Genomic DNA, 23,358 nt, shown 5'->3' on the forward strand with positions numbered 1-23,358 from the left:
GAACGGATTGCTTGGCTGGCAACCAGAGAGCGAGATCAAGCCGCGGCCGTCTCCTCCCGCGCCGACTGCTCCAGCGCCGGGTAGTCGATGTAGCCCACCGGGCCCGGCACGTAGAAGGTCTGCGGATTGGGCGTGTTCAGCGCGGCGCCGAGCTTGAAGCGCTGCACCAGGTCGGGGTTGGCAATGTAGGCGCGGCCGAAGGCCACGGCATCGGCATGGCCGGAGGCGACGGCCTCGATGGCGCTGTCGCGGTCATAGCCGTTGTTGGCGATGTACGCGCCCTTGAAGCTGCGGCGCGCCCAGGCGTAGTCGAAGCCGGGCAGGTCGCGCGCGCCGCCGGTGGCGCCCTCGACGAAGTGGATGAAGGCGATGCCGCGCCGGTTCAGCTCCTCCACCAGGTGGCCGAACACCGCCTGCGGGTTGCTGTCGCTGAGGTCGTTGGCCGGCGTGACCGGCGACAGCCGGATGCCCACGCGGCCCGCGCCGATCTCGGCCACCACGGCATCCACCACCTCCAGCGCGAAGCGCACGCGGTTCTGGACCGAGCCGCCGTAGGCATCGGTGCGCCGGTTGGCGCCGTCGCGCAGGAACTGGTCGATGAGGTAACCGTTGGCGCCGTGGATCTCCACGCCGTCGAAGCCGGCGCGGAGGGCGTTGGCCGCACCGCGGCGGAACTGCTGCACCACCTCGGCGATTTCCTCGACCGTGAGCGCGTGCGGCACCGGCAGCTCGACCTTGCCGCGATGGGTGTAGGCCACGCCCTTGGGCTGCACCGCCGAGGGCGCCACGGGCTGCGCGCCGCCGATGAGGCCCGGGTGCGTGACGCGGCCCACGTGCCAGATCTGGGCCACGATCTTGGAGCCGGCCTCGTGCACGGCCTGGGTGATCGCCTTCCAGCCCTCGACCTGCGCGTCGGAGTAGATGCCCGGCGTGGCCATGTAGCCCTTGCCGACGGGCGACACCGGCGTGCCCTCGCTGATGATCAGGCCCGCGTTGGCGCGCTGGCGGTAGTACTCGACGTTCATGGCGCTGCCCGGGATGTCGCCGGCCGCCTCGTCGGCGCGGCTGCGCGTCAGCGGCGCCATCACCACGCGGTTCGCGATGTCGATGTCGCCGATGCGCCCGGGCTGGAACAGCAAGGGCTCTCGGCTCGCAACTTCACGAACGGCGGCTTGAGGCAGGGGAGCATTCATGGCGGTCTTTCCTTGGTCTGGTGGAGCGGGAAACAGGACGACTTGCAGGTCGTGTAACGGGATTGTGTCTATGCCCGGCACCAGGGAGTAGCCCCTCCTGGCGATACCATCTATTCCCCCCAGGAAGAGTTGAGCGCATGGACCGGCTGCAATTGCTTGAAACCTTCGTCCGCGTCGTGGAGAGCGGCAATTTCTCGGTGGTGGCGCGCGAGGGGCGCACCACGCAGTCCGCCGTCAGCAAGCAGGTGCAGGCGCTGGAGGCGCAGCTGGGCACGCGGCTGCTGGTGCGCTCCAGCCGCAGCCACTCGCTGACCGAGGCCGGCCAGCTCTACTACGAGCGCTGCCGCCAAGTGCTGGACACGCTGGAGGAGGCGCGCGCCGAGGTGCACCGCAGCGAGCAGGAGATCAGCGGCGCGCTGCGGGTGGCGGCGCCGGTGGCCTTCGGGCGGCTGCACATCATTCCGCGGCTGCCGGCCTTCTACGCGCGGCATCCGCGCCTGCGCGTGGAGCTGCAGCTCGACGACAGCTTCATCGACCTGGTGTCGGCCGGCATCGACGTGGCCTTCCGCGTGGGCGAGCTCAAGGACAGCCGGCTCATCGCCCGGCGCATCGGCACCGCGCACCGCGCCACGCTGGCGGCGCCGGCCTACCTGGCGCGGCACGGCGAGCCGCAAACGCCCGAGGAGCTGCGGCAGCACAACTGCCTCGTCTACACCGGGCTGGCCAAGCTCAACGAATGGGACTACCAGGATGCCGAGGGCCGCCCGCACACGGTGCGGGTGCACGGCAACTTCGAGTCCAACAGCTCGGAGGCCATCCGCCAGTCCGTCCTGGAGGGCATCGGCATCGGCTACGCGCTGCTGTGGGTCTACGGCGACGACCTGCGCGCCGGGCGGGTGCAGCCCATCCTCACCGGCTTCCAGCCGCCGTCGCTGCCGCTGAACGTGGTGTTCCAGCCCACGCGCCGCCCGTCACTCAAGGTCAACAGCTTCGTGAGCTTCTTCGCCGAGGAGTTCGCGCGCGACCCGGACATCGCGCAGATGCTGGCGGCCTATGCGGGCAACGGCACGGCCGCCAGGACGTAGCGGATCACAGCCCGCCCGCGACCTTCAGCACCGAGCCCGTCACGTAGGACGAGCGCTGCGACAGCAGCCACACGATGGCCTCGGCGATCTCGTGGGCCTCGCCGGGACGGCGCATCGGGATGCGCGCCGCCACGCGCTGCGGCCGCCCGGGCTCGCCGGCGGCGGCATGGATGTCCGTGAGCGTGGTGCCCGGCGACACGGCGTTGACGCGGATGCCGTCCCCGGCCAGCTCCTTGGCCAGCCCGACGGTGAAGCCCTCCACCGCCGCCTTGGACGCCGCGTAGTGCACGTACTCGCCCGGCGCGCCCAGCGTGGCCGCGATGGACGAGACGTTGACGATGCTGCCGCCGCGCCCTTCGTCGCGCCAGCGCCGCGCGACCTGCTGCGTCAGCAGCATCAGGCCCAGCACGTTGACTTCCAGCACCTGGCGCATGGTGGCCGGGCTGGCCTGCAGGAACGGGCCCAGCGGCCCGGTGATGCCGGCGTTGTTGACCAGGCCCACCAGGGGCGGGAGCGAGGCGGGAATGCGTTGCAGCAACCCATCGGCGGCAGCCGTGTCGCCGGCATCGGCCTGCAGCGCGGCCGCCTGGCGGCCCAGGGCCTGGACCTCGGCCACCACGCCCTGCGCCGCCTCGTGCCGGGAGGCATAGGTAAAGCAAACGTCGTAGCCGCCGGCCGCCACCAGGCGCGCGGTGGCGGCGCCGATGCCGCGGCTGCCCCCGGTGATCAGAACGGTGCCCAGGCTGTTCATCGCGTGTCCTCGACAGCGGGTATGGAAGCGGGCCATTGTCCGGCCGCGATGCGGGGCCGGGCATGCGCGGCGCGCATGCCATGGCGCCCGAATGCTCATGCCACGGGCGGACGGGCCTTTCCAGAATGGGATCGCCACCTTCGGGAGCCCGCCATGCGTTTCACCCTGCACCTGAACGACTCGTGCCAGCGCCTGAGCCTGCGTCCCGGCGCGCGCATCACCTGCGCCGGCGGCACGCTGTGGATCACGCTGGAGTCCCGGCAGGCCTCGCGGCCCAGCCCGGACCTGGTCCTTACCCCCGGGCAGTGCCATCGCGTCACCGAGGCGGCGGACTACTTCCTGACCGGCACGCGCAAGGATGTCGCCACGGCCTGCGAGATCGACCTGTCGCGCGAGCAACGGCCCGACGGCAGGCCGTTGCTGGCGCTCCGGCGGGCGCTGCAAGGGCGTGGTGATCCGCTGCGGCGGTTGCTGCGGGCGTGAGGGGCAAGGAACTTGCCTCACTCCACCCCCAGCCGGGCCGCCGCTTCCCTCACCCGGGCCGCCTCCTCGCCGATCCACGCCGCCACGCGCCGCACATCCTCGCGCGGCCGCGCCTCGGCCTGCAGCAGCCAGTAGGCGTTGGGGCTCGCCTGCGCCGGCCGCGTGCCGCGCACCAGCGACAGTTGCCCGCCCTGGAGCAGCGGCAGGATCAACTCCAGCCGGCCCAGCGCCACGCCCTGGCCGGCCAGGGCGGCGTAGATCACCTGGTCGTACTGGTTGAAGCGCAGGATGCCGCGCCGGCTCGCCCGCTGCCATTCGGAGCTGTCGAGCCAGTGGCGCCACTGCAGCCAGGGACGCGGATCGTCGAACTCCAGCAGCGGCAGCCGTGCCAGGGCCTCGCCCGGGCGGCCCAGGTCGGCGCCGAGCGAGGGATGCGCCACCGGCACGATGCTCTCGCCGAACAGCCGCGTGGCGCTGGCGGGCGCCTGCGCCTCTGGGCAGTAACGGATGGCCAGGTCGATGTCGCCGGCGCGCAGGTCGCTGAACTGGTTGCTGGCCGACAGCCGCACATCGAGCCGGGGATGCGCATGCTGCAGCGAGCCCAGGCGCGGCAGCAGCCACAGCGCGGTGACGCCGATGCTCGCCGTCACCGTGACGGGGCGGCGCTCGCCGCCGTGGCGGATCTCCGCCGCCAGGTCCTGCAGTTGCTGGACCGCGCCGTCGGCCGCGCGGAACAGCCGCTCGCCCTCCGGCGTGAAGGCCACGCCGCGATGCCGGCGCTCGAACAGCTTCACGCCCAGCTGCTCCTCCAGCGCATGGATCTGGCGGCTGACGGCCGACTGCGTCAGGCACAGGTCCTCGGCCGCCAGCGTGATGCTCATGCGCCGGCCCACGGCAATGAAGCCTTTGAGCAGGTCCAGCGAGAACAGGCGCACCAGGGGAACGGACATGCCCGATTCTCCCGCCCTGCCCCGTGCGCCTGGAACGCGCTACGCCCGCGCCGGGCCGGGCGCGGCCAGCCCGGCGGCGAAGTCCAGCGCGTCCTCCAGCCGGTCATTGCCCCAGAACATCTTGCTGCGGACCATGAAGGTCGGCGCGCCGAAGATGCCCTGTGCCCGGGCGGCCTCGGTCTGCCGGCGCAGCAGCGGCTTGTGGGCCTCGGCGCAGGCCTGCGCGATGGCGGCGTCGGCATCCAGGCCGAGCGCGGCCAGCACGCCGCCCACGGCCTCGACAGTGTCGATGTCGCGGTCCTCGGCGAAGTTGAGCCGCATGGCCTGCCGGCAGAACTCCGCCACCCAGGGCGCGCCGCCTCCCCACAGCGCCACGCGCGCCGGCAGCACCGACCCGCGCGGAAAGGCGCTCGGTTGGCGCCAGGGCAGGCCGTGCTTGCGGCATTGCCGCGCCAGGTCCTTCCAGACGTAGGCGCCCTTCTGCTTCTGCAGCACGAAGGGCGAGCTTTCCCAGCCCTGGGCGCTGAAGATCGGCCCTAGAAGGAACGGCTTCCAGGCCACGGCCAGCCCGCGCCGTGCCGCGGCCTCCTCGATGCGCATCACGCTGAGGTAGGCGTAGGGGCTGGCGAAATCGAACCAGAGCTCGATGCCCACGGGTGCGTCCGCAATGCTTCGCATGGCGATGTGCCTCACTCGTACACGACCAGGCAGCGCAGCTCGATGCTCTCGCGCAGCGGCGCGTCGGGCGGCGTGTCCGGGTAGTCGAAGGCGGCATGCGGGGTGAAGCGCGCGACGCCGCTGACCTGCGAGTCGTACTGCTTGAACACCAGCGCCTCGTGCCGGTCCATGGCCGGGAAGTAGCACCAGCGGTGCCGGGGCGAGCGCGTCACCAGGTAGATCTCGCCGCTGCGGCGCGGGTAGCGCACCTCGGCCACGACCAGGTCGCGCGCGTCGATGCTGCGGGCATCGCACAGCGCCAGCGGCGTGTCGAGCACCGGCGCCTTGATGGAGCGCCAGAGGTTGATGATGGCGAAGCGCCCCACCCCGGCGCGCTCGCGCGCATCGGCGATGACAAGCTCCAGCCGGCGCCGGCCCGAGGCCTCGGTGTAGTCGTTGTGGATGCGGCCATTGGCGCCGGGGCGCCCGTCCTGCAGGCCCCGGCCGAAGCTCAGGCCCGGACGCTGCGCCTCGCGCCGGCGCACCAGGTGGTCGAAGACATACCCACGGCGCGCGCCCGTGACGGCCAGCGCCAGGTCCACGGCCTCCGGGTAGTAGCGGCGCCGCACCATCTCGTCGTCGAGGAAGTCGCGCACCGACGTGGGCGCGGCATGCAATTCAAAACCCTCCTGGTCCAGCGTCGGCGGCATCGGTGCCCGGCGCGCATCGGCGATGGGCACGGCCGGCGACTCGTACTCGCCGCTTTCCCAGGGCGTGCCGGGCGGCGGCGGGTAGGCGTAGGCGCAAGGGCGCGCGTCCGTGGGACACAGGTAGCTCAGGCCCGCACGGATGGCGGGCGTTTCGCTCCCGGCGGCAGGTGCGGGTGGCAGGCAGGCGACAAGGCTTTGCATCGCGACTCCAGCGTCGTGGTGCCGTGCGCTGCGGCCGGAATGGCAGCGAGACCCGCACGGCACCGGCCCCATTGCAGCCCGTGGACGCCGGCGCCGGGATGACTTCCGCGCCGCGCTGGCATGAGCGTTGCGCATGCCAGCGCGCGGGCCGCTCGGGCCCTGGCGCGGCTCACTCCAGCGCCAGCTTCTGCCGCTGCACCACGTCCTTGTAGACCTGCAGCTCGGCCTTGATCTGCGCGGCGAACTCCTGGGGCTTGTTGCCGATCACGAGCGAGCCGGTGTCCTCGATGCGCTGGCGCACCGCGGGCTCGACCAGCGCCTGCAGCGTGGCGGCATGCACCTTCTTGACCACCTCGGCCGGCAGCCCCTTGGGGCCGACGATGCCGTAATAGGCCATGCGGTTGACCGGCTCCAGGCCGATCTCCTTGAAGGTCGGCACCTCGGGCATCTGCGCCAGGCGCTGCGGCGCCGCCAGCACGATGGGCACCAGGCGGCCCTCCTTGATGAACGGCATGGCCGAGGGCAGGTTGTCGAAGATGATGGCCACCTGCCCGGCGACCACGTCGTTGAGCGCCGGACCACCGCCCCGGTAGGGCACATGCGTGATCGACACGCCGGCCAGGTCCTTCCACAGCTCGGTCTGCAGGTGCGCGATGCCGCCCGTGCCGGAGGTGGCGTAGGCGTACTTGCCGGGATTCTTCTTGAGCTCGGCGACGAAGCCCTTGTAGTCGCGCGCCGGGAAGCCGGGGTGCACGGCGATGACGTTGGGCGTGGCCGCGATGTTGACGATCGGCGTGAAGTCGCTGACGGGGTCGTAGCTGACCTTGGGATTGATGGCCGGGTTGGAAGCCGTGGTGGACACGGTAGCGATGCCGAGCGCGTAGCCGTCGGGCACGGCGCGCGCCGTCTCGGTCGCACCCACCACGCCGCCGCTGCCGGCCTTGTTCTCCACGACCACCGACTGGCCCAGGGCCTTGCTCAGCGCCGGCGCGACGGTGCGCGCGATGATGTCCGTGGTACCCCCCACGGCAAAGGGCACCACCAGCCGAACCGGCTTGCCCGGCCAGGCCTGCGCCGCCGCCATGCCGCTGGCCAACGCCAGCGCTGCGCCAAGCCACTGTCTTCTTTGCATCGTGCTGTCTCCTCTCCAATGAGAACGGTTGTGACCGCATCGCTGGCTGGGCAGCGGTGCGCTGGCGGTGTAGGCCCGCCAAGGCCACTCTTGCCCATGCCGCCGTGGCCCGCCTGGGGCCAGATCAACAAACCAGGCTTCTTCGGATGGGGGAGCTGCAAAAAAAAACGTCGCCAGGCCCGCGACGGCAGGCATGGCGACGAAGAGGCTGGTGGCGCGGTGTGCGGCCGGCCAACAGCAGCGCGAGGTTTACAGCGCGCCGGTCAGCGCCGGCACGGCCTCGAAGACGTCGGCCTCCAGGCCGTAGTCGGCCACCGAGAAGATCGGCGCCTCCGGGTCCTTGTTGATCGCCACGATCACCTTGGAGTCCTTCATCCCGGCCAGGTGCTGGATCGCGCCCGAGATGCCGCAGGCGATGTAGAGCGTGGGCGCCACGATCTTGCCGGTCTGGCCCACCTGCCAGTCGTTGGGCGCGTAACCGGCGTCCACCGCCGCGCGCGAGGCACCCAGCGCGGCGCCGAGCTTGTCGGCCAGCGGCGTGAGCACTTCGGTGAACTTCTCCGCCGAGCCCAGGGCCCGGCCGCCCGAGACGATGATCTTGGCGGCGGTCAACTCGGGCCGGTCGCTCTTGGTCAGCTCGCGGCCGACGAAGGCGCTCTGGCCGCTGTCAGCCACCGCGGCGATGGTTTCCACGGCCGCGCTGCCGCCCGTGGCCGGCGCGGCGTCGAAGCCGGTGGTGCGCACGGTGATGACCTTCACCGCGTCGCCGCTCTGCACCGTGGCGATGGCGTTGCCGGCGTAGATCGGGCGCTCGAAGGTGTCCGGGCTGTCCACCTTGGTGATGTCGCTCAGTTGCGCCACGTCGAGCCTGGCGGCCACGCGCGGGGCGGCGTTGCGGCCGTTGGCGGTGCTGGGGAACAGGATGTGGCTGTAGGCCGGGGCCACGGCCAGCACCTGCGCCGCGACGTTCTCGGCCAGCTGCGTGGCGAGCGCGGGCGAGTCGGCGTGCAGCACCTTGCTCACGCCCTGCACCTGCGCGGCGGCGTGCGCTGCTGAGCCGGCGTTCTCGCCGGCCACCAGCACGTGGACCTCGCCGCCGCAAGCCAGCGCGGCGGTGACGGTGTTGAGGGTCGCGGCCTTGAGGGTCGCGTTGTCGTGTTCGGCAATGACGAGGGCGGCCATGTCAGATCACCTTGGCTTCGTTCTTGAGCTTCTCCACGAGGGTGGCCACGTCGGGCACCTTCACGCCGGCGCCGCGCTTGGGCGGCTCGCTGACCTTGACGGTCTTGATGCGCGGGCTCACGTCCACGCCCAGGTCGGCCGGCTTGACGGTCTCCAGCGGCTTCTTCTTGGCCTTCATGATGTTGGGCAGCGTCACGTAGCGCGGCTCGTTCAGCCGCAGGTCGGTGGTCACCACCGCCGGCAGCGTCACGGAGACCGTTTCGAGACCACCGTCCACTTCACGCGTGACCTGGGCCTTGCCGTCCGCCACTTCGACCTTGGAGGCGAAGGTGGCCTGCGGCAGGTCCGCCAGCGCGGCGAGCATCTGGCCGGTCTGGTTGCAGTCGTCATCGATGGCCTGCTTGCCCAGGATCACCAGGCCCGGCTGTTCCTTGTCCACCAGGGCCTTGAGGAGCTTGGCGACAGCCAGCGGCTGCAGCTCGGCATCGGTTTCCACCAGGATGGCGCGGTCCGCGCCGATGGCCAGGGCGGTGCGCAGCGTCTCCTGGCACTGCGTGACGCCGCAGGACACGGCGATGATCTCCGTGGCGACGCCCTTTTCCTTAAGCCGGACCGCTTCTTCGACGGCGATCTCGTCGAAGGGGTTCATGCTCATCTTCACGCCGGCGAGGTCCATGCCCGTGCCGTCGCTCTTCACGCGCACCTTGACGTTGTAGTCAACGACGCGCTTCACGCCCACCAGAACCTTCATTGCACTTCCTTTTCTCGACTCAAGCGGCCACCACGCCGCCGCCGGCAGCGGCAGCCTGGGTGGCCTGGGCGGCGGCCTGTCGCGCCGCCGCGGAGGTGGTCATCACCGTGGCTTCGCCATCGATGACCACGGTGTCCCTGACCCGGCACTCGGTGGCCAGCACCGCGCGGGCCTTCGCCAGGTCCACCGACAGCACCTTCACCGTGGCATGCACCGTGTCGCCCGGGCGCACCGGCGCGCGAAAGCGCATCTGCTGCCCCAGGTACACCGCGCCGGGGCCGGGCAGCCGGTTTGCCACCGCGGCCGAGATCACGCTGGCGGTGAGAAAGCCATGCGCGATGCGGCCGCCGAAGCGCGTACTCTGCGCGAACTCCTCGTTGGTGTGCACCGCGTTGTTGTCGCCGGACACGGCGGCGAACAGCACGATGTCGGCCTCGGTGATGGTCTTGGAGTAGGTGGCCTGCATGCCGGGATGCAGGTCCTCGATGTCGTAGCCGTTGAGCTCGTTCATGAAACATTTCCCGGGGTCAGGCGCGCTCCGGCCGGAGCGTCGGTTGCGGCTCGCGCACCGGGCCCGCTCAGGGGCCCGGGCGAAGCCCATGACGGCTTCAGAACTGGTCGTCGGCCAGGCTCAGCGTGGTGTCGGCGCCGCCGACCACGGTGTCGCGCAGCGCGCCGGCCTGCACCAGCACATGTGCGGCGTAGTGGCGCACGGTCTGCACCTTGGCGCCCAGGAAGGCGGCATCGCCCTCGCCCGCCGCCAGCTGCGCGGCGGCCGCCTCGGCGGTGCGCGCCGAGAGCCAGCCGCCGATGACCGTGCCCGCCAGGCGCAGGAAAGGCACCGCGCCGGCGGCGCAGCGCTCCGGATGCTCGCCGTAGTTCGCCAGCAGCCAGTCCACGCCGTCCACCAGCACGCCCACGGCGCCGTGCAACGCCAGGCCGATCTGCGACAGGCTCGCGTCCCGGCTGTCGAGCAGGCGGCGGCTGTCGGCGTCCATGCGGGCGATCAGCGCGCGGATGGTCTTGCCGCCCTCGCGCGCGATCTTGCGGCCGATCAGGTCATTGGCCTGGATGCCGGTGGTGCCCTCGTAGATGGTGGTGATGCGCGCGTCGCGCAGGTACTGCGCCGCGCCCGTTTCCTCCACGAAGCCCATGCCGCCATGCACCTGCACGCCGTCGGAGGCGATGCCCAGCGCGTTGTCGGTGCACCAGCCCTTGACCACCGGCGTGAGCAGGTCCACCAGCGCCTGGCTCTGCGCGCGCAGCTCAGCGTCGGGATGGGCATGGGCGCGGTCCATCTGGCTGGCGGCGTAGTAGGCCAGCGCGCGCATGGCCTCGATCTTGGCCTTGCTGTCCATGAGCATGCGGCGCACGTCGGGGTGGCCGATGATGGTCTTGCTGCCCGTGGCGGTGCGGCCCTGCACCCGCTCCAGCGCGTAGGCGCGGGCATGCTGGTAGGCGCGCTCGGACACGCCCAGCCCCTCCAGGCCGACGTTCAGGCGCGCGTGGTTCATCATCGTGAACATGCAGGCCAGGCCGTGGCCGGGCTCTCCCACCAGGTAGCCGATGGCGCCGCCCTTCTCGCCGAAGCTCATGGCCGCCGTCGGGCTGCCGTGGATGCCCAGCTTGTGCTCCAGCGAGGTGCACAGCAGGTCGTTGCGCTCGCCCAGCGAGCCGTCCTCGTTGACCAGGAATTTCGGGCACAGGAACAGCGACAGGCCCTTCACGCCCGCGGGCGCGTCCGGCAGCCGCGCCAGCACCAGGTGGACGATGTTCTCGGCGAGGTCGTGCTCGCCCCAGGTGATGAAAATCTTGTTGCCGCTGACGCGGTAGTGGTCCCCTTCGGGCACCGCGCGCGAGCGGATGACCGACAGGTCCGAGCCGGCCTGCGGCTCGGTGATGTTCATGGTGCCGGTCCAGCGGCCGGCGACCATGTTGGGCAGGAAGCGTGCTTTCAGCTCCTGGCTGCCGTGGTGCGAGATGGCCTCGACCGCGCCCAGCGTGAGCATCTGGCACAGGCTGAAGGCGTGGTTGGTGGCCTTCCACATCTCCAGCACCGCGGTGGACACCAGCGTGGGCAGGCCCTGGCCGCCGAACTCGGTGGAGGCGGGCATGCCGTTCCAGCCGGTCTCGCAGAAGCTGGCGTAGGCCTCCTTGAAGCCGTCGGCCGCGTTGACGACGCCGTCCTTCCAGCGCGCGCCCTGCACGTCGCCGGCACGGTTGATCGGGTCGAGCACGCCCGCGGCGAACTTGCCCGCCTCTTCCAGGATGGACTCGACCAGGTCGGGCGAGCACTCCTCGAAGCCCGGCAGGGCGCAGGTCGCCTCCAGGTCGCCCACGACCTTCATCGTGAACAGCATGTCGCGCAGGGGTGCGCTGTAGGTGGACATCGTCAACTCCTCTTGATCACTCTTGCAGGCCCCCGTCCGCCCTTCGATACCTCAGGGCGAACGGGTCACTTCACAAAGGAAGCATTACGGGACTCAGTGCGCGCTGGCCGCAGCCGCGCCGATGCCGGTCTGCGCGCGCACGTACTGGTCGCGGAAGCTGGCAATCTCCTTCTGGGCCCGGGCGCTCTTGTCGGTGACGGAGAACAGCCAGGTGAAGAAGAAGGCCAGCGGCATGGAGAACAGCGCGGGCTGCTCGTACGGGAAGATCGGCGCCGGGTTGCCCAGCACCACCACCCACACCGCCTTGGACAGCACCACGAAGGCCACGGCCGAGACCAGGCCGATGACGCCGCCCACCAGCGCGCCGCGCGTGGTCAGGCCCTTCCAGTAGATCGACAGCACCAGCACCGGGAAATTGGCCGAGGCCGCGATGCCGAAGGTCAGGCCCACCAGGAAGGCCACGTTCTGCTTCTCGAAAGCGATGCCCAGCACCACGGCCAGCACGCCCAGCAGCAGCGACACGCGCTTGGAGACCTTCATCTCCTCCTCCTCGGTGGCCTTGCCGCCGCGGATGACGCGGGCGTAGATGTCATGCGCGATGGCCGAGGCGCCGGCCAGGGCCAGGCCCGACACCACCGCCAGGATGGTGGCGAACGCAACCGCCGACAGGAAGCCCAGCAGCAGGTCGCCGCCCACGGCCTTGGCCAGGTGCATCACCGGCATGTTGTTGCCGCCGATGATGGCGCCGCCGACCTTGCCGCCCTCGAAGAACTGCGGGTCCTGGCCCACGATCACGATGGCCGCCAGGCCCAGCAGGCACACCACCAGGAAGAACAACCCGATGAAGCCGCTGGCCACGAAGACCGACTTGCGCGCCTCCTTGGCGTTGGGCACCGTGAAAAAGCGCATCATGATGTGCGGCAGCGCGGCGGTGCCGAACACCAGGCCCAGCGACAGCGACACGGCCGTCACCGGGTCGGCCAGCAGGCTGCCTGGGCGCATGATGGCCGCGCCGCTCTTGTGCGCCGCCACGGCCTGCGCGGCCAGCGTCTCGATGCTGAAGCCGAAGCGGCCCATCGCCAGCGCCAGCATGATCAGCCCGCCCGCGAGCAGCATCACCGCCTTGACGATCTGCACCCAGGTCGTGGCGATCATGCCGCCGAAGGTGACGTACACCACCATCAGCACGCCCACGATGGCCACCGCCACGGCGTAGTCCAGGCCGAACAGCAGCTTGATAAGCTGCCCCGCGCCGACCATCTGCACGATCAGGTAGAAGATCACCACCGTGAGCGAGCCGAAGGCCGCGAAGGTGCGGATGCGCGTCTGGTCGAGCCGGTACGAGGCGATGTCGGCAAAGGTGAAGCGGCCCAGGTTGCGCAGCCGCTCGGCCAGCAGGAACAGGATCACCGGCCAGCCCACGAAGAAGCTGATGATGTAGACGAAGCCGTCGAAGCCGCGCATGAACACCATCGAGCTCAGGCCCAGCAGCGTCGCGGCCGACATGTAGTCGCCCGCGATGGCCAGCCCGTTCTGGAAGCCCGTGATGCCGCCGCCGGCGGTGTAGAAGTCCGCCGCCGAGCGCGTGCGCCGCGCGGCCCACCAGGTGATGCCCAGCGTCATCAGCACGAACACGACGAACATCGCGATGGCCGTGACGTTGAGCGGCTGCTTCTGCGCCTCGCCGATGGCGTCGCCGGCCCATGCGCCGGCCGAGGCGCCCAGGAGCGCCAGCGCGCCCGGAATGCGTTGCAGGCGCTTCATGCGTTGCGCTCCACGATCTCTTGCGTCATGCGGTCGAACTCGCCGTTGGCGCGCGACACGTAGAGGCCCGTCAGCAGCCACGACACGATGATCAGCAGCGCGCCGATGGGGCCGCCGATGGTCAGGGCGCTGCCTTCCCACAACGGCTTGCCGAACACATCGGGTGCGAAGGCAACCACTGCCATGAAGGCGTAGTACGACACCAGCACGATGGCCGAGAGCGTGATGGCCAGCCGGCTGCGCCTGGCTACCAGCTCCTTGAACTTGGGGTCGTTCTCGACCCGCCTGTAGATGTCCGTGGACATGGATATTCCCCTCCAGAGTAAGAAATCAGAAAGATTCGCTGCGCCCGCAATCATCCGATGCGAGCCTTGCCCGAGCCTTATTCGATGGCGCTGGCCGACTTGGCGCGCTGGCGCAGCAGGAACTTCTGGATCTTTCCGGTGGAGGTCTTGGGCACCTCGGCGAACACGATGCGCTTGGGCACCTTGAAGCGCGCGAGGTGGCCGCGGCAGAACTCGATGAGCTCGGCCTCGGTGACGGTGGGCGCGCCGGGCTTGAGCTCCACGAAGGCGCAGGGCACCTCGCCCCACTTCTCGTCGGGCAGCGCCACGACCGAGGCCAGCATCACGTCGGGGTGGCGGTGCAGCACGTCCTCGACCTCGATGGAGCTGATGTTCTCGCCGCCCGAGATGATGATGTCCTTGGAGCGGTCCTTGATCTTGACGTAGCCGTCGGGGTGCACCACGGCCAGGTCGCCGGTGTGGAACCAGCCGCCGGCAAAAGCCTCCTCGGTGGCCGCGGGATTCTTGAGGTAGCCCTTCATCACCACGTTGCCGCGGAAGCAGATCTCGCCCATGGTCTCGCCGTCGGCGGGCACGGGCTGCAGCGTGTCGGGGTTGAGCACCACCACGGCCTGCTGCAGCGGGTAGGCCACGCCCTGGCGCCCGTTCAGGCGCGCGCGCTCCTGCGCCGGCAGTGCCGCCCAATGTTCCTGCTGGGCGCACACGGCGGCGGGGCCGTAGACCTCGGTCAGCCCGTACACGTGGGTGATCGCTATGCCCGCGGCCTCGCAGCCCTCGATGACCACCGCCGGCGGCGGCGCGCCCGCGATGAGCCCGCGCACCACGCGGTCGAGACCCTGGCGCAGCTCGGCCGGGGCGTTGATGAGCATGCTGTAGACGATGGGCGCGCCGCACAGGTGCGTCACGCCGTGCTCGCGCATCAGCGGCCAGATCAGCGCCGGATCGACCTTGCGCAGGCACACGCTGGTGCCGGCGATGAGCGCCATGGTCCAGGGGAAGCACCAGCCGTTGCAGTGGAACATCGGCAGCGTCCACAGGTACACCGGGTGGTGCGGCAGGCTCCAGGCGATGACGTTGTTGGCGGCGTTGAGGTAGGCGCCGCGGTGGTGCGTGACCACGCCCTTGGGATTGCCGGTGGTGCCGGAGGTGTAGTTCAGCGCGATGGCGTCCCACTCGTCGGCGGGCAGCTGCCAGGCGAAGTCCTCGTCGCCCTCGGCCAGCAGCTCCTCATACGTGATCTCGCCCAGCCGCGCGCCGGCGGGCGCGGTCTCGTCCTCGACCTCGATCACCAGCGGGCGCTTGTCGCCCAGGTGCTGCAGCGCGCGCGCCACCACCGGCGCGAACTCGCGGTCGGTGAGCAGCACCTTGGCCTCGCCGTGCTGGAGCATGAAGGCGATGGCCTCGGCGTCGAGCCGGGTGTTGAGCGTGTTGAGCACGGCGCCGCACATGGGCACGCCGAAATGCGCCTCGAACATCGCCGGCACGTTGGGCAGCATCGCCGCCACGGTGTCGCCGGGGCCGATGCCGCGCCTGGCCAGCGCGCCGGCCAGGCGGCGGCAGCGCGCGTAGGTCTCGCGCCAGTCCTGGCGCCGCGCGCCGTAGACCACGGCCGTGCGCTGCGGGTACACCAGCGCCGCGCGCTCGATGAAGCTCAGCGGCGAGAGCGCGACGTGGTTGGCCGCGTTCTTGTCCAGACCCAGCGAATAGGGATTGATCCGTGCCATCTCTGTGTTCTCCTCCAGGCGCCTCAAAGCGGCCAGGGCCGCGGCGACGACGGACGAGAGGATGGCGGACGACTTTTGCAGGCTGGCCCAGCAAATATGACGAATGTTTGCATCCCCTTTTGGCGGGAGGCCGGCCTCCTAGAATTTGGGGATGCATGGTCGCGGAAGGTCCTGATGGTGGCGCCCCTGGAAACGGCAGACGAACGGCTGAAGCACCACGCTTCGCTGCAGGCCGCGCTCGACCTCATCGACCAGGGCTTTAGCCTCATCGACGGCGAGCTGCGCCTGCTGGCCTGGAACCAGGCTTTCACCAGGCTGCTCGACTTCCCAGCCGAGCTGGTGCATGCGGGCGCGTCCTTCGAGGACTTCATCCGCTTCAACGCCGCGCGCGGCGAGTACGGGCCGGGCGACGTGGAAGCGCAGGTGGCCGAGCGCGTGGCCATGGCGCGGCGCCTGGAGCCGCACGAGTTCGAGCGCGTGCGCCCCAACGGCCAGGTGCTGCGCGTGCGCGGCGTGCCGGTGCCGGGCATCGGCTTCATCACGCTGTACTCCGACATCACGGCACAGAAGCGCGCCGAGGCGCAGGCGCTGGAGCAGGCCGCGGAGCTGGAGCGCCGCGTGGCCGAGCGCACCAGCGAGCTGCGGCTGAGCGAGGCGCAGATGCGGCTCATCACCGACAGCCTGCCCGCGCTCATCGCCTACTTCGACGCCAAGAAGGCCTACCGCTACATCAACCGCGGCTACCGGGAGTGGTTCGGGCTGGACCCGGCGCGGCTGGACCAGATCAGCGCGCGCGAGTACCTGGGCCGCGAAACCTACGCGAGCATCCGCCCGAACGTGGCGCGCGCCTTCGCCGGCGAGCCCGTCAGCTACGAGTACGAGGCGCACTGCGTGGACGGGCGCGTGCGCATGGCGCGCACCACGCTGATCCCGGAGAAGGCCGCCGACGGCACCGTGATCGGCTGCTTCGAGCTGACCTTCGACGTCTCGGAGCTGCGCCGCGCGCAGGAACTGCTGTCGCAGGCGCAGAAGATGGAGGCGCTGGGCCAGCTCACCGGCGGGCTGGCGCACGACTTCAACAACATGCTCACCGTGATCATCGGCAACCTCGGCGCTTTGCGCGAGCTGCGCGACGACGAGGCCGTCACGGAGTTCATCGACCCGGCGCTGGCCGCGGCGCGGCGCGGCGCCGAGCTCATCCGCGCGCTGCTGGGCTTCGCGCGGCGCCAGCCGCTGGAGGCGCAGGCCGCCGAGGTCGGCCCGCTGGTGGGCACCGTCATCAACCTGCTGCGCCGCTCGCTGCCCGAGGGGCTGGAGCTGCAGGCCGACAGCGGCGAGCTGCCGCTGTGGGCCTGGGTCGATGCCAGCCACCTGCAGGACGCGCTGGTCAACCTGGTTCTCAACTCCCGCGACGCGCAGGCCACGCGCGTGTCGGTCAGCGTGCGCGCCGACACGCTCTCGGCCGCGCGCGCCTACGAGCTGCAGGCCAAGCCGGGCCATTACATCCGCATCGACGTGCGCGACGACGGCCACGGCATGGACGCCGCCACGCGCTCGCGCGTGTTCGAGCCCTTCTTCACCACCAAGCGCCCGGGCGCCGGCACGGGGCTGGGCATGTCGATGGTCTACGGCTTCGTGCGCCAGTCGGAGGGGGCCATCGCCATCGACAGCGCCCCGGGCGCGGGCACCACGGTGTCGCTGTGGCTGCCGGTGGCGCAGAGCGCGGTGGCGAGCCTGCTGGCCGACAGCTGCTGCGACGCGGGCCACCGCGCCGACCCGCCCATGGCGCTGGCGCTGCTGGTGGAGGACGACGCCGAGGTGCGCAAGGTGGTGCGCCGCGCGCTGCTGGATCTGGGCTTCGCGGTGCTGGAGGCCGAGAACGGCGCCGAGGCGCTGCAGATCCTGGAGCACGCGCCGCGCATCGAGCTGCTGCTGTCCGACGTGGTCATGCCCGGCGGCGTGGACGGGCGCGAGGTGGCGCGCCAGGCGCTCTCGCGCGGCGTACCGCGCGTGGCGCTGATGAGCGGCTTCGTGCCCGGCGAGCAGCCCGCCGCCGGCGAGGTGCCCATGCTCTGCAAGCCCTTCACCAAGCGCCAGCTCGCCGATTTCCTGGCTCGCCAGGTGCCGGCGCTGAGTTCGGCCCCACGGGCACTCGGAGCCGCGCATGGCTGAGGCCCCGTCCGCGCTGGTCTACGTCGTCGAGGACGACGCCGAGGTGTCACGCCTGGTGGTGATGGCGCTGCAGGACTTCGGCTTCATGACCGAAACCTTCGGCGACGGCGGCAGCGTGCTGCGCCGGCTGCGCAGCGAAAAGCCCGACCTGTGCATCGTGGACCTGGGCCTGCCCGACATGGACGGCATCGAGCTGGTGCGCGAGATCGCGCGGCGCTGCAGCTGCGGCGTGCTCATCCTCACCGGCCGCGGCCACACGGTGGACCGTGTCATGGCGCTCGAAGGCGGCGGCGACGACTACGTGGTGAAACCCTTCGAGCCGCGCGAGCTGGTGGCGCGCGTGCGCAGCATCCTGCGCCGGCGCGGCGCCGGCGTGCCGGGCGCCGCGCCGCTGCAGCGCCGCCACGCGCGCTTTGCCGGCTGGAGCCTGGACTGCGCCGCCAACCTGCTGCGCGGGCCCGACGGCACCGAGACGCTGCTGGGCACGGCCGAGGCGCAGGTGCTGCGCGCCTTCCTGGAGCGGCCGCACCAGATCCTCACGCGCGAGCAGCTCATGGGCAGCCGCGAGCTCTCGCCGCTGGACCGCAGCATCGACGTGCGCATCTCGCGGCTGCGCCGCAAGCTCGAAGCCGACCCGCAGAACCCCAAGGTCATCAAGACCGTCTACGGCGCGGGCTACATGCTGGCGGCGGCGGTGGAGTGGGAGTGAGTGGATGCGAGCTCAACTCCCGGCTCGACTCGAACGAACGAATGGTTGTCATGCCCATGAGGGCCGAAAGCAGCCCGGGGCGTTGACGTAGCCCCGGCATCCCGCAAGCCGACGCGGCTCGCACCCTACTCGTCATTCCCGCGCAGGCGGGAACCCAGGCGGTCCCCGAGCTGGCCGAAGTAGACCCGGCGGCGCACCGAAGACCTGGACATCGCGATGCCTGCATGGGCTCTTGCGCTGTGATGTGGGACCGCCTGGGTCCCCGCCTGCGCGGGGATGACGGAGTGGTATGCGGAACGAAACAGCTTACGGAAGAGCACCAGATATGCCGTCCTCGATGGGCGGCGGACACCGCCACGGCAACGCCGACCACAGCTTGAACACAACATCGGAGCCACCCATGACCCCTCCCCACCTCATCGAGCAATACGGCCCGCGCGAGGCCATGGATTACGACGTGGTGATCGTCGGCGCCGGCCCGGCCGGGCTGGCCACGGCCATCCGCCTCAAGCAGCTGGCGCAGGCCGCGGGCAGCGAGGTGTCGGTGGCGGTGCTGGAGAAGGGCTCCGAGGCCGGCGCGCACATCCTCTCCGGCGCGGTGATGGACCCGCGCGCCCTCACCGAGCTGCTGCCCGACTGGCAAGCCCAGGGCGCGCCGCTGCACCAGAGCGTGACCGGTGACGACGTGCTGTTCCTCACCGCCGAGGCCGCGCACCGCACGCCCGACTGGCTGGTGCCCCGCAATTTCCACAACCACGGCTGCTACGTCGTTGCTCTGGGCAGCGTGGTGAAGTGGCTGGCCGAGCAGGCGGAAGGCCTGGGCGTGGAGGTGTTCCCGGGCTTCGCCGCCGCGGAGGTGCTGTACGACGGCCAGGGCGCCGTGCGCGGCGTGGCCACCGGCCACGTCGGCCTGGGCAAGGACGGCGAGCCCACGGCCGAGTTCCAGCTCGGCATGGAGCTCAACGCCCGCTACACCATCTTTGCCGAGGGCGCGCGCGGCCACCTGGGCAAGCAGCTCATCGCCAAGTACCGGCTCGACGAAGGGCGCGACCCGCAGAGCCACGCCCTGGGCATCAAGGAGCTGTGGGAGGTGCCGCCGCAGAAGGCGCAGCCCGGGCGCGTGGTGCACACCGCCGGCTGGCCGATGCAGCCCGATACCTACGGCGGCGGCTTCCTCTACCACCTGGAGGGCAACCGTGTGACGTTGGGCTTCGTCACCGGGCTGGACTACGCCAACCCCTGGCTCAGCCCCTTCGAGGAGATGCAGCGCTGGAAGACGCACCCGGCCATCCGCGCCCACCTGGAGGGCGGGCGGCGCATCGGCTACGGCGCGCGCGCCATCGTCGCCGGCGGGCTGCTGAGCCTGCCCAAGCTCGTCTTCCCGGGCGGCGCGCTGGTGGGCTGCGACGCCGGCACGCTCAACGCCGCGCGCATCAAGGGCAGCCACGCCGCGCTCAAGACCGGCATGCTCGCCGCCGAGGCCGCGTTCGAGGCCCTGCGCGCCGGCCGCAGCCATGACGAGCTGGCCGCCTACCCCGAGGCCTTCGGGAAGAGCTGGCTGCACGAGGAGCTGCATGCCTCGCGCAACTTCAAGGCCTGGTTCAAGAAGGGCCTGCGCGTGGGCGCGCTCATGACCGGCGTCGAGCAGTGGCTGCTGCCCAAGCTGGGGGTGAACACGCCGCCGTGGACCCTGCGCCGCGACCGGCCCGACCACTTCGCGCTGCGCCCGGCCGGCGAGTTCGCGCCCATCGCCTATCCCAAGCCCGACGGCCAGCTCACCTTCGACCGCCTCTCCAGCGTCTTCATCAGCAACACCAACCACGGCGAGGACCAGCCCTCGCACCTGCGGCTCAAGGACGCACGCGCGCCGCTGGCCGTCAACCTCGCCACCTATGCCGGCCCGGAGGCGCGCTACTGCCCGGCCGGCGTGTACGAGTTCGTCAAGGCCGAGGACGGCGACGAGCGGCTGCAGGTCAACGCGCAGAACTGCCTGCACTGCAAGACCTGCGACATCAAGGACCCGGGCCAGAACATCACCTGGGTCACGCCCGAGGGCGGCGGCGGACCGAATTACGCCGGGATGTGAGCGGCAATAACTCCCGGCACGGCGCGGGAATTTCGCGAGCCCTCCCCCAATCGGGGCAGGAGCAATGTCCTGCGCCCCCGTGACCTTCGTATCTGGCGGCCTGTTCAGGCCCGTTCCACCATGCCCTGGCCGGCGGTTGGAATTCGAAGCTGGCCGCCGCCATCCAGGGCCGTGAGGGACGGCCCGTCAGCCCTTCACCGGCGCGCCGCGCGAGCGGGGCGTGAAAGAGAAACCGCCATGAACGGTCTCCAGCTTGATCAGAGCGGCTACGAGCTGTGTTTCGAATCCCTGAGGGAGCCGCGGCGCGTCCAGGCTTTTCCCTGCGACGCCGACGGCCATGTGGACATGGACGAGCTGGGCGAAACCCGGCTGCGCGAATACCTGTACGCGCGTGCCGTGATCGGCAAGGAATTCAGCCTGCCCAGCGTGCGCGTGCGCGACGAGGGCTGAGCCGCGGGGCTCAGGCCGGGCGCGCCGCGCTGTAGAGCCGCGTCAGCCGCCGCCCGTCCTGCGTGCGGTGGCGGCCGTTGCGGGGTTCCAGCCCGTAGTCGCCCAGCACCTCGAACACCTTGACCGCCTCCACGAGGCGGGAAGCCTCGACCACGTGCACCAGCGCGCCTTCGGCATCCTCGATGCCGATGCGGATGGACGGGGTGGCGGGATCGGCCGGCGGCTGCTGCTCGTGCAGCTCGCTCAGGCGGCGGCGCAGTTCGGTGCAATCGAACGAAAGGACGGCAAGATCGTTCATGGTTATGGTCTTGTGTGGGGGTCTCCCGACCCCGGCGCACGGGCTCTGCGGCCCGGCGCTGTCTCCGTAAAAAAGGCGGGCACGCTGGTCTGCGGCCCTGTACCCGCCAACAGGTTTGATGGTGCACTTTTTCACGGCCGGCACGCACCGGGGGCACGGCGGCCAAGCCCCGGGAAAATCCCTGCGAAATCCACGGGCCAGCGTTTTCATGGCGCGCAGTCTTGCGCCGCTTCAGGAGCGGCGATCTTGCGCCAGCTCAAGCCCATGGAAATTCCCGCGTTATCTGCGGGTTAACCAAGAGCCCCGGCCCGACGTCCGGGAAAACCATTATCAGAATTTCTTTGCCCTGTGGGTTTCACCACGTTTTGAATATTCAGCACTTGTTGACGGCTGGTGACAATTCTTCAATGAGCCCCCGTTGCCGCGCGCGCGTGAAGAGGGCATTCCAGATATTCAGCGCTGCGCTCTAGCATCCGGTTTCCCGAAAATCCGGGTTTCTGGAGAACCGTGATGCGATTGAAGTTTGGCAGCCTCGTGGCCGCGGCGGTGGCATTGGCCGGAAATCCTTCCTGGGCCGACGTCCTGGGCAGTGCGCAACTGTCCCATTTTGGTTACACGCTGGTCGATCTGAATCCCCATGACGGCATTGCGCCGGCCCTTAGTTTCACCCCTTTCGGCACGCAGGCGGCTTCGATCCTGAGCGGTCGGGCCTACGCCGGACCCTCCCTCGGCCTGGGCCAATACACACAGTCCGGTTTCACCTGGAGCACGTCCTTCGCGGTATTTCCGGAGGTCCGCCGCGAGGTGGCGTCCGAGGAGGCCATGGTGGGGGGCCACATGTCCGGCTCCGTCACCGACCATACCTTCACGGCCGGCGCGCAGGGCCGCGGCTCCAATACCCTGGCCTCGCAGACACAGGCCAGCGAATTCGACGTGGGTGCGCTGCCGGTACGCCGTACCGATGATTCCGAGGGATTTCCGGTCCTGTCGGTCACGCCCTATACCCAGGTGATCTGGACCGGCAGCGTGCTGCTGGAAGTGGAAAACACGCTGGGCCGGCGCCGCAACCGCTTCGAGCAGGCTTTCTCCCAAATGAGCCTGGAATTGCGCGACGGCGCCAACCAGGTGGTTGACCGTTTTTACGCCCAGGTTTCGACCCGGAAATACCAGGTTGACCGCGTCAGCCAGGCTTGGGACCTGCAGACTTCATTCATCAACAACACGGCGGAAACACAGGGCGGTTACATGGATCTCGTGCTCCATACCTGGGGCCAATCCTTCCGGCCCGCACCCATCCCCGAACCCGGCACGCCGTGGCTGATGCTGTGCGGCGCGGGCGTCCTGGCCGCCACGCTGCGCGCCAGAAAGCAGTCTGCCGTTCTTATCTCCACCTCGGGAGCCGCATGATGCGCAAGTCGATTCTCAGCTTGGCCGCCGCCTTGGCCTGCGCGCTGGTCCAGCCCGTGCGGGCCGATATCCGGGCCGATCTCCGGATCGAGAATTTCGGCTACACGCTGATAGATCTCGATCCCAACGACGGCATCACGCCGCACCTGGATTTCTCGTTGAAGCCTGACAGTAACTGGAGTTCCGGCGCGGGCGCCTATTCCAAATACGAATACATGGGCAGCCGCGCACCCGGCCAGCTCATGCGCGTCACGGACAATATATTTGACGGCTTCAAATCCTTCATTCCGCTGTCCAGCCAAGTGGTCGGCCCGACCGGCCGGGCCGCTACGGATATGGGTGGCTCCATCCACGACCGCAGTTTCAATCTCAACGCCCAGGTGTCCTCGCTCAATGCCGGCAACCCGGACCAGCGGGCCCACACCGATCTTTACGCCTCCGTCGGCCCCTCGGGTCCCGGCAGTATCTTTGGCGTGACGCCCCATACCCAGGTCATCTGGACCGGCGACTTGAGCATGCGCCTGGAAAAAACCCTGGACCCGGGGTTCGAGCAGTTGGAAGAAATCCACGGCTACTGGAGCGGCTACACGGATTTGGATCATGTCCAACAGCAGACATTGACCATCAGCAGCCGGGAGAACCCGGGGGAGCGCCTCTACCAGTCGGCCTTCAGCCTGTCCTTCATCAACGACACGGCAACGTCCACCACCAGCTTCGTCAGCGTGTCGGTTACCGCATCGGGCAGCAGCAACGTCGTGCGGCTGGGCGCAGCGGCACCGGTGCCCGAGCCGGCCGGCGTGCTGCTGATGCTGTGCGGGCTTGGCGTGGTGGCCGGCTGGTCGGTGCGCGCCAGGCATGTCACAGCCGCATGACAGCCGTCACGGGTCCGCGCCGGTCGCCTTGGCGCCGCGGCCGGCATCGACGTCTTCCGGGCTCACCCCGTGATCAGCCCGGGCCG

General features: G+C 70.0%; 22 protein-coding genes. 8 read left to right on the forward strand and 14 right to left on the reverse strand.

The window, feature by feature from the left end:
- Nucleotides 1-35: 35 nt before the first annotated feature.
- On the reverse strand, nucleotides 36-1,193 hold the full coding sequence (locus HHL10_RS19910; protein ID WP_169162150.1) for an alkene reductase: 1,158 nt from the start codon (nucleotides 1,191-1,193) through the stop codon (nucleotides 36-38).
- A 137-nt stretch (nucleotides 1,194-1,330) separates the two neighbouring features.
- On the opposite strand from HHL10_RS19910, the gene HHL10_RS19915 reads away from it, so the two are divergent.
- A complete protein-coding gene (locus HHL10_RS19915) occupies nucleotides 1,331-2,278 on the forward strand; it encodes a LysR family transcriptional regulator (protein ID WP_169162151.1) in 948 nt (315 codons plus the stop codon).
- A gap of 4 nt (nucleotides 2,279-2,282) precedes the next feature.
- Here the strand turns inward: HHL10_RS19915 and HHL10_RS19920 are convergent, their stop codons facing one another.
- Entirely contained in the window at nucleotides 2,283-3,029 is a 747-nt protein-coding gene (locus tag HHL10_RS19920) for an SDR family oxidoreductase (protein WP_169162152.1), read from the reverse strand.
- Between the two features lie 153 nt (nucleotides 3,030-3,182).
- On the opposite strand from HHL10_RS19920, the gene HHL10_RS19925 reads away from it, so the two are divergent.
- Nucleotides 3,183-3,512: a DUF2917 domain-containing protein gene (locus HHL10_RS19925; protein ID WP_169162153.1), complete on the forward strand. Its 330-nt coding sequence runs from the start codon at nucleotides 3,183-3,185 to the stop codon at nucleotides 3,510-3,512.
- A gap of 17 nt (nucleotides 3,513-3,529) precedes the next feature.
- Here HHL10_RS19925 and HHL10_RS19930 read toward each other — a convergent pair whose 3' ends face one another.
- The 11 genes from HHL10_RS19930 to HHL10_RS19980 all read right to left on the reverse strand — a co-directional run bounded on the left by HHL10_RS19930 (nucleotide 3,530) and on the right by HHL10_RS19980 (nucleotide 15,278).
- Nucleotides 3,530-4,462 carry a LysR substrate-binding domain-containing protein gene (locus tag HHL10_RS19930; RefSeq protein WP_169162154.1) on the reverse strand — a complete coding sequence of 311 codons (933 nt, stop codon included), beginning with the start codon at nucleotides 4,460-4,462 and terminating at the stop codon, nucleotides 3,530-3,532.
- Between the two features lie 39 nt (nucleotides 4,463-4,501).
- Nucleotides 4,502-5,140, reverse strand: coding sequence for a 2-hydroxychromene-2-carboxylate isomerase (locus tag HHL10_RS19935; RefSeq protein WP_169162155.1), 639 nt, complete (start codon nucleotides 5,138-5,140; stop codon nucleotides 4,502-4,504).
- A gap of 11 nt (nucleotides 5,141-5,151) precedes the next feature.
- The gene (locus HHL10_RS19940) at nucleotides 5,152-6,030 is read right to left on the reverse strand and encodes a CmcJ/NvfI family oxidoreductase (RefSeq protein ID WP_169162156.1); all 879 of its coding nucleotides are present in this window, start codon (nucleotides 6,028-6,030) and stop codon (nucleotides 5,152-5,154) included.
- Nucleotides 6,031-6,199: 169 nt separating this feature from the next.
- Entirely contained in the window at nucleotides 6,200-7,162 is a 963-nt protein-coding gene (locus HHL10_RS19945) for a tripartite tricarboxylate transporter substrate binding protein BugE (RefSeq protein WP_169162157.1), read from the reverse strand.
- A gap of 249 nt (nucleotides 7,163-7,411) precedes the next feature.
- The gene (locus tag HHL10_RS19950; protein WP_169162158.1) at nucleotides 7,412-8,344 is read right to left on the reverse strand and encodes an electron transfer flavoprotein subunit alpha/FixB family protein; all 933 of its coding nucleotides are present in this window, start codon (nucleotides 8,342-8,344) and stop codon (nucleotides 7,412-7,414) included.
- Between the two features lies 1 nt (nucleotide 8,345).
- A complete protein-coding gene (locus HHL10_RS19955) occupies nucleotides 8,346-9,095 on the reverse strand; it encodes an electron transfer flavoprotein subunit beta/FixA family protein (RefSeq protein ID WP_169162159.1) in 750 nt (249 codons plus the stop codon).
- Nucleotides 9,096-9,114: 19 nt separating this feature from the next.
- Nucleotides 9,115-9,606, reverse strand: coding sequence for a MaoC family dehydratase (locus HHL10_RS19960; protein ID WP_169162160.1), 492 nt, complete (start codon nucleotides 9,604-9,606; stop codon nucleotides 9,115-9,117).
- Nucleotides 9,607-9,703: 97 nt separating this feature from the next.
- The gene (locus HHL10_RS19965) at nucleotides 9,704-11,485 is read right to left on the reverse strand and encodes an acyl-CoA dehydrogenase (protein WP_169162161.1); all 1,782 of its coding nucleotides are present in this window, start codon (nucleotides 11,483-11,485) and stop codon (nucleotides 9,704-9,706) included.
- Nucleotides 11,486-11,578: 93 nt separating this feature from the next.
- The gene (locus tag HHL10_RS19970; RefSeq protein ID WP_169162162.1) at nucleotides 11,579-13,249 is read right to left on the reverse strand and encodes a cation acetate symporter; all 1,671 of its coding nucleotides are present in this window, start codon (nucleotides 13,247-13,249) and stop codon (nucleotides 11,579-11,581) included.
- A complete protein-coding gene (locus HHL10_RS19975) occupies nucleotides 13,246-13,554 on the reverse strand; it encodes a DUF485 domain-containing protein (RefSeq protein WP_169162163.1) in 309 nt (102 codons plus the stop codon). Before HHL10_RS19975 ends, HHL10_RS19970 begins: the two co-directional genes overlap by 4 nt.
- Before the next feature lie 77 nt (nucleotides 13,555-13,631).
- Nucleotides 13,632-15,278, reverse strand: a complete 1,647-nt coding sequence (locus tag HHL10_RS19980; RefSeq protein WP_169162164.1) for an acyl-CoA synthetase — start codon at nucleotides 15,276-15,278, stop codon at nucleotides 13,632-13,634.
- A gap of 174 nt (nucleotides 15,279-15,452) precedes the next feature.
- Here HHL10_RS19980 and HHL10_RS19985 point away from each other — a divergent pair, with 174 nt between their 5' ends.
- The 4 genes from HHL10_RS19985 (at nucleotide 15,453) to HHL10_RS20000 (ending at nucleotide 20,695) form a co-directional block, all read left to right on the forward strand.
- The gene (locus HHL10_RS19985; RefSeq protein WP_169162165.1) at nucleotides 15,453-17,450 is read left to right on the forward strand and encodes a PAS-domain containing protein; all 1,998 of its coding nucleotides are present in this window, start codon (nucleotides 15,453-15,455) and stop codon (nucleotides 17,448-17,450) included.
- Entirely contained in the window at nucleotides 17,443-18,159 is a 717-nt protein-coding gene (locus tag HHL10_RS19990; RefSeq protein WP_169162166.1) for a response regulator transcription factor, read from the forward strand. The genes HHL10_RS19985 and HHL10_RS19990 overlap by 8 nt, the downstream gene beginning before the upstream one ends.
- A gap of 400 nt (nucleotides 18,160-18,559) precedes the next feature.
- Entirely contained in the window at nucleotides 18,560-20,245 is a 1,686-nt protein-coding gene (locus HHL10_RS19995) for an electron transfer flavoprotein-ubiquinone oxidoreductase (protein ID WP_169162167.1), read from the forward strand.
- Nucleotides 20,246-20,482: 237 nt separating this feature from the next.
- Complete coding sequence (locus tag HHL10_RS20000) at nucleotides 20,483-20,695, forward strand: hypothetical protein (protein WP_169162168.1); 213 nt, start codon at nucleotides 20,483-20,485, stop codon at nucleotides 20,693-20,695.
- Between the two features lie 10 nt (nucleotides 20,696-20,705).
- On the opposite strand, the gene HHL10_RS20005 is transcribed toward HHL10_RS20000, so the two are convergent.
- Nucleotides 20,706-20,993 (reverse strand): hypothetical protein, encoded by a 288-nt coding sequence (locus HHL10_RS20005; protein WP_169162169.1) that lies wholly within the window; start codon nucleotides 20,991-20,993, stop codon nucleotides 20,706-20,708.
- A gap of 510 nt (nucleotides 20,994-21,503) precedes the next feature.
- On the opposite strand from HHL10_RS20005, the gene HHL10_RS20010 reads away from it, so the two are divergent.
- Both HHL10_RS20010 and HHL10_RS20015 read left to right on the forward strand, forming a co-directional pair.
- A complete protein-coding gene (locus tag HHL10_RS20010; RefSeq protein ID WP_169162170.1) occupies nucleotides 21,504-22,400 on the forward strand; it encodes a hypothetical protein in 897 nt (298 codons plus the stop codon).
- A complete protein-coding gene (locus HHL10_RS20015) occupies nucleotides 22,400-23,272 on the forward strand; it encodes a hypothetical protein (protein ID WP_169162171.1) in 873 nt (290 codons plus the stop codon). The genes HHL10_RS20010 and HHL10_RS20015 overlap by 1 nt, the downstream gene beginning before the upstream one ends.
- Nucleotides 23,273-23,358 lie beyond the last annotated feature (86 nt).

Source organism: Azohydromonas caseinilytica (assembly GCF_012927045.1).
In the GTDB taxonomy this organism is placed as follows: domain Bacteria; phylum Pseudomonadota; class Gammaproteobacteria; order Burkholderiales; family Burkholderiaceae_C; genus Azohydromonas; species Azohydromonas caseinilytica.

What these genes read in the sequence shown, in the direction of transcription:
- HHL10_RS20015 (WP_169162171.1), top strand. Translation starts at nt 22,400, where the DNA reads ATGCGCAAGTCGATTCTCAGCTTGGCCGCCGCCTTGGCCTGCGCGCTG.
- HHL10_RS19940 (WP_169162156.1), bottom strand. Translation starts at nt 6,030, where the DNA reads ATGCAAAGCCTTGTCGCCTGCCTGCCACCCGCACCTGCCGCCGGGAGC.
- HHL10_RS19945 (WP_169162157.1), bottom strand. Translation starts at nt 7,162, where the DNA reads ATGCAAAGAAGACAGTGGCTTGGCGCAGCGCTGGCGTTGGCCAGCGGC.
- HHL10_RS20000 (WP_169162168.1), top strand. Translation starts at nt 20,483, where the DNA reads ATGAACGGTCTCCAGCTTGATCAGAGCGGCTACGAGCTGTGTTTCGAA.
- HHL10_RS19970 (WP_169162162.1), bottom strand. Translation starts at nt 13,249, where the DNA reads ATGAAGCGCCTGCAACGCATTCCGGGCGCGCTGGCGCTCCTGGGCGCC.
- HHL10_RS19935 (WP_169162155.1), bottom strand. Translation starts at nt 5,140, where the DNA reads ATGCGAAGCATTGCGGACGCACCCGTGGGCATCGAGCTCTGGTTCGAT.
- HHL10_RS19915 (WP_169162151.1), top strand. Translation starts at nt 1,331, where the DNA reads ATGGACCGGCTGCAATTGCTTGAAACCTTCGTCCGCGTCGTGGAGAGC.
- HHL10_RS20010 (WP_169162170.1), top strand. Translation starts at nt 21,504, where the DNA reads ATGCGATTGAAGTTTGGCAGCCTCGTGGCCGCGGCGGTGGCATTGGCC.
- HHL10_RS19965 (WP_169162161.1), bottom strand. Translation starts at nt 11,485, where the DNA reads ATGTCCACCTACAGCGCACCCCTGCGCGACATGCTGTTCACGATGAAG.
- HHL10_RS19980 (WP_169162164.1), bottom strand. Translation starts at nt 15,278, where the DNA reads ATGGCACGGATCAATCCCTATTCGCTGGGTCTGGACAAGAACGCGGCC.
- HHL10_RS19960 (WP_169162160.1), bottom strand. Translation starts at nt 9,606, where the DNA reads ATGAACGAGCTCAACGGCTACGACATCGAGGACCTGCATCCCGGCATG.
- HHL10_RS19975 (WP_169162163.1), bottom strand. Translation starts at nt 13,554, where the DNA reads ATGTCCACGGACATCTACAGGCGGGTCGAGAACGACCCCAAGTTCAAG.
- HHL10_RS19985 (WP_169162165.1), top strand. Translation starts at nt 15,453, where the DNA reads ATGGTGGCGCCCCTGGAAACGGCAGACGAACGGCTGAAGCACCACGCT.
- HHL10_RS19925 (WP_169162153.1), top strand. Translation starts at nt 3,183, where the DNA reads ATGCGTTTCACCCTGCACCTGAACGACTCGTGCCAGCGCCTGAGCCTG.
- HHL10_RS19955 (WP_169162159.1), bottom strand. Translation starts at nt 9,095, where the DNA reads ATGAAGGTTCTGGTGGGCGTGAAGCGCGTCGTTGACTACAACGTCAAG.
- HHL10_RS19950 (WP_169162158.1), bottom strand. Translation starts at nt 8,344, where the DNA reads ATGGCCGCCCTCGTCATTGCCGAACACGACAACGCGACCCTCAAGGCC.
- HHL10_RS19995 (WP_169162167.1), top strand. Translation starts at nt 18,560, where the DNA reads ATGACCCCTCCCCACCTCATCGAGCAATACGGCCCGCGCGAGGCCATG.
- HHL10_RS20005 (WP_169162169.1), bottom strand. Translation starts at nt 20,993, where the DNA reads ATGAACGATCTTGCCGTCCTTTCGTTCGATTGCACCGAACTGCGCCGC.
- HHL10_RS19990 (WP_169162166.1), top strand. Translation starts at nt 17,443, where the DNA reads ATGGCTGAGGCCCCGTCCGCGCTGGTCTACGTCGTCGAGGACGACGCC.
- HHL10_RS19910 (WP_169162150.1), bottom strand. Translation starts at nt 1,193, where the DNA reads ATGAATGCTCCCCTGCCTCAAGCCGCCGTTCGTGAAGTTGCGAGCCGA.
- HHL10_RS19930 (WP_169162154.1), bottom strand. Translation starts at nt 4,462, where the DNA reads ATGTCCGTTCCCCTGGTGCGCCTGTTCTCGCTGGACCTGCTCAAAGGC.
- HHL10_RS19920 (WP_169162152.1), bottom strand. Translation starts at nt 3,029, where the DNA reads ATGAACAGCCTGGGCACCGTTCTGATCACCGGGGGCAGCCGCGGCATC.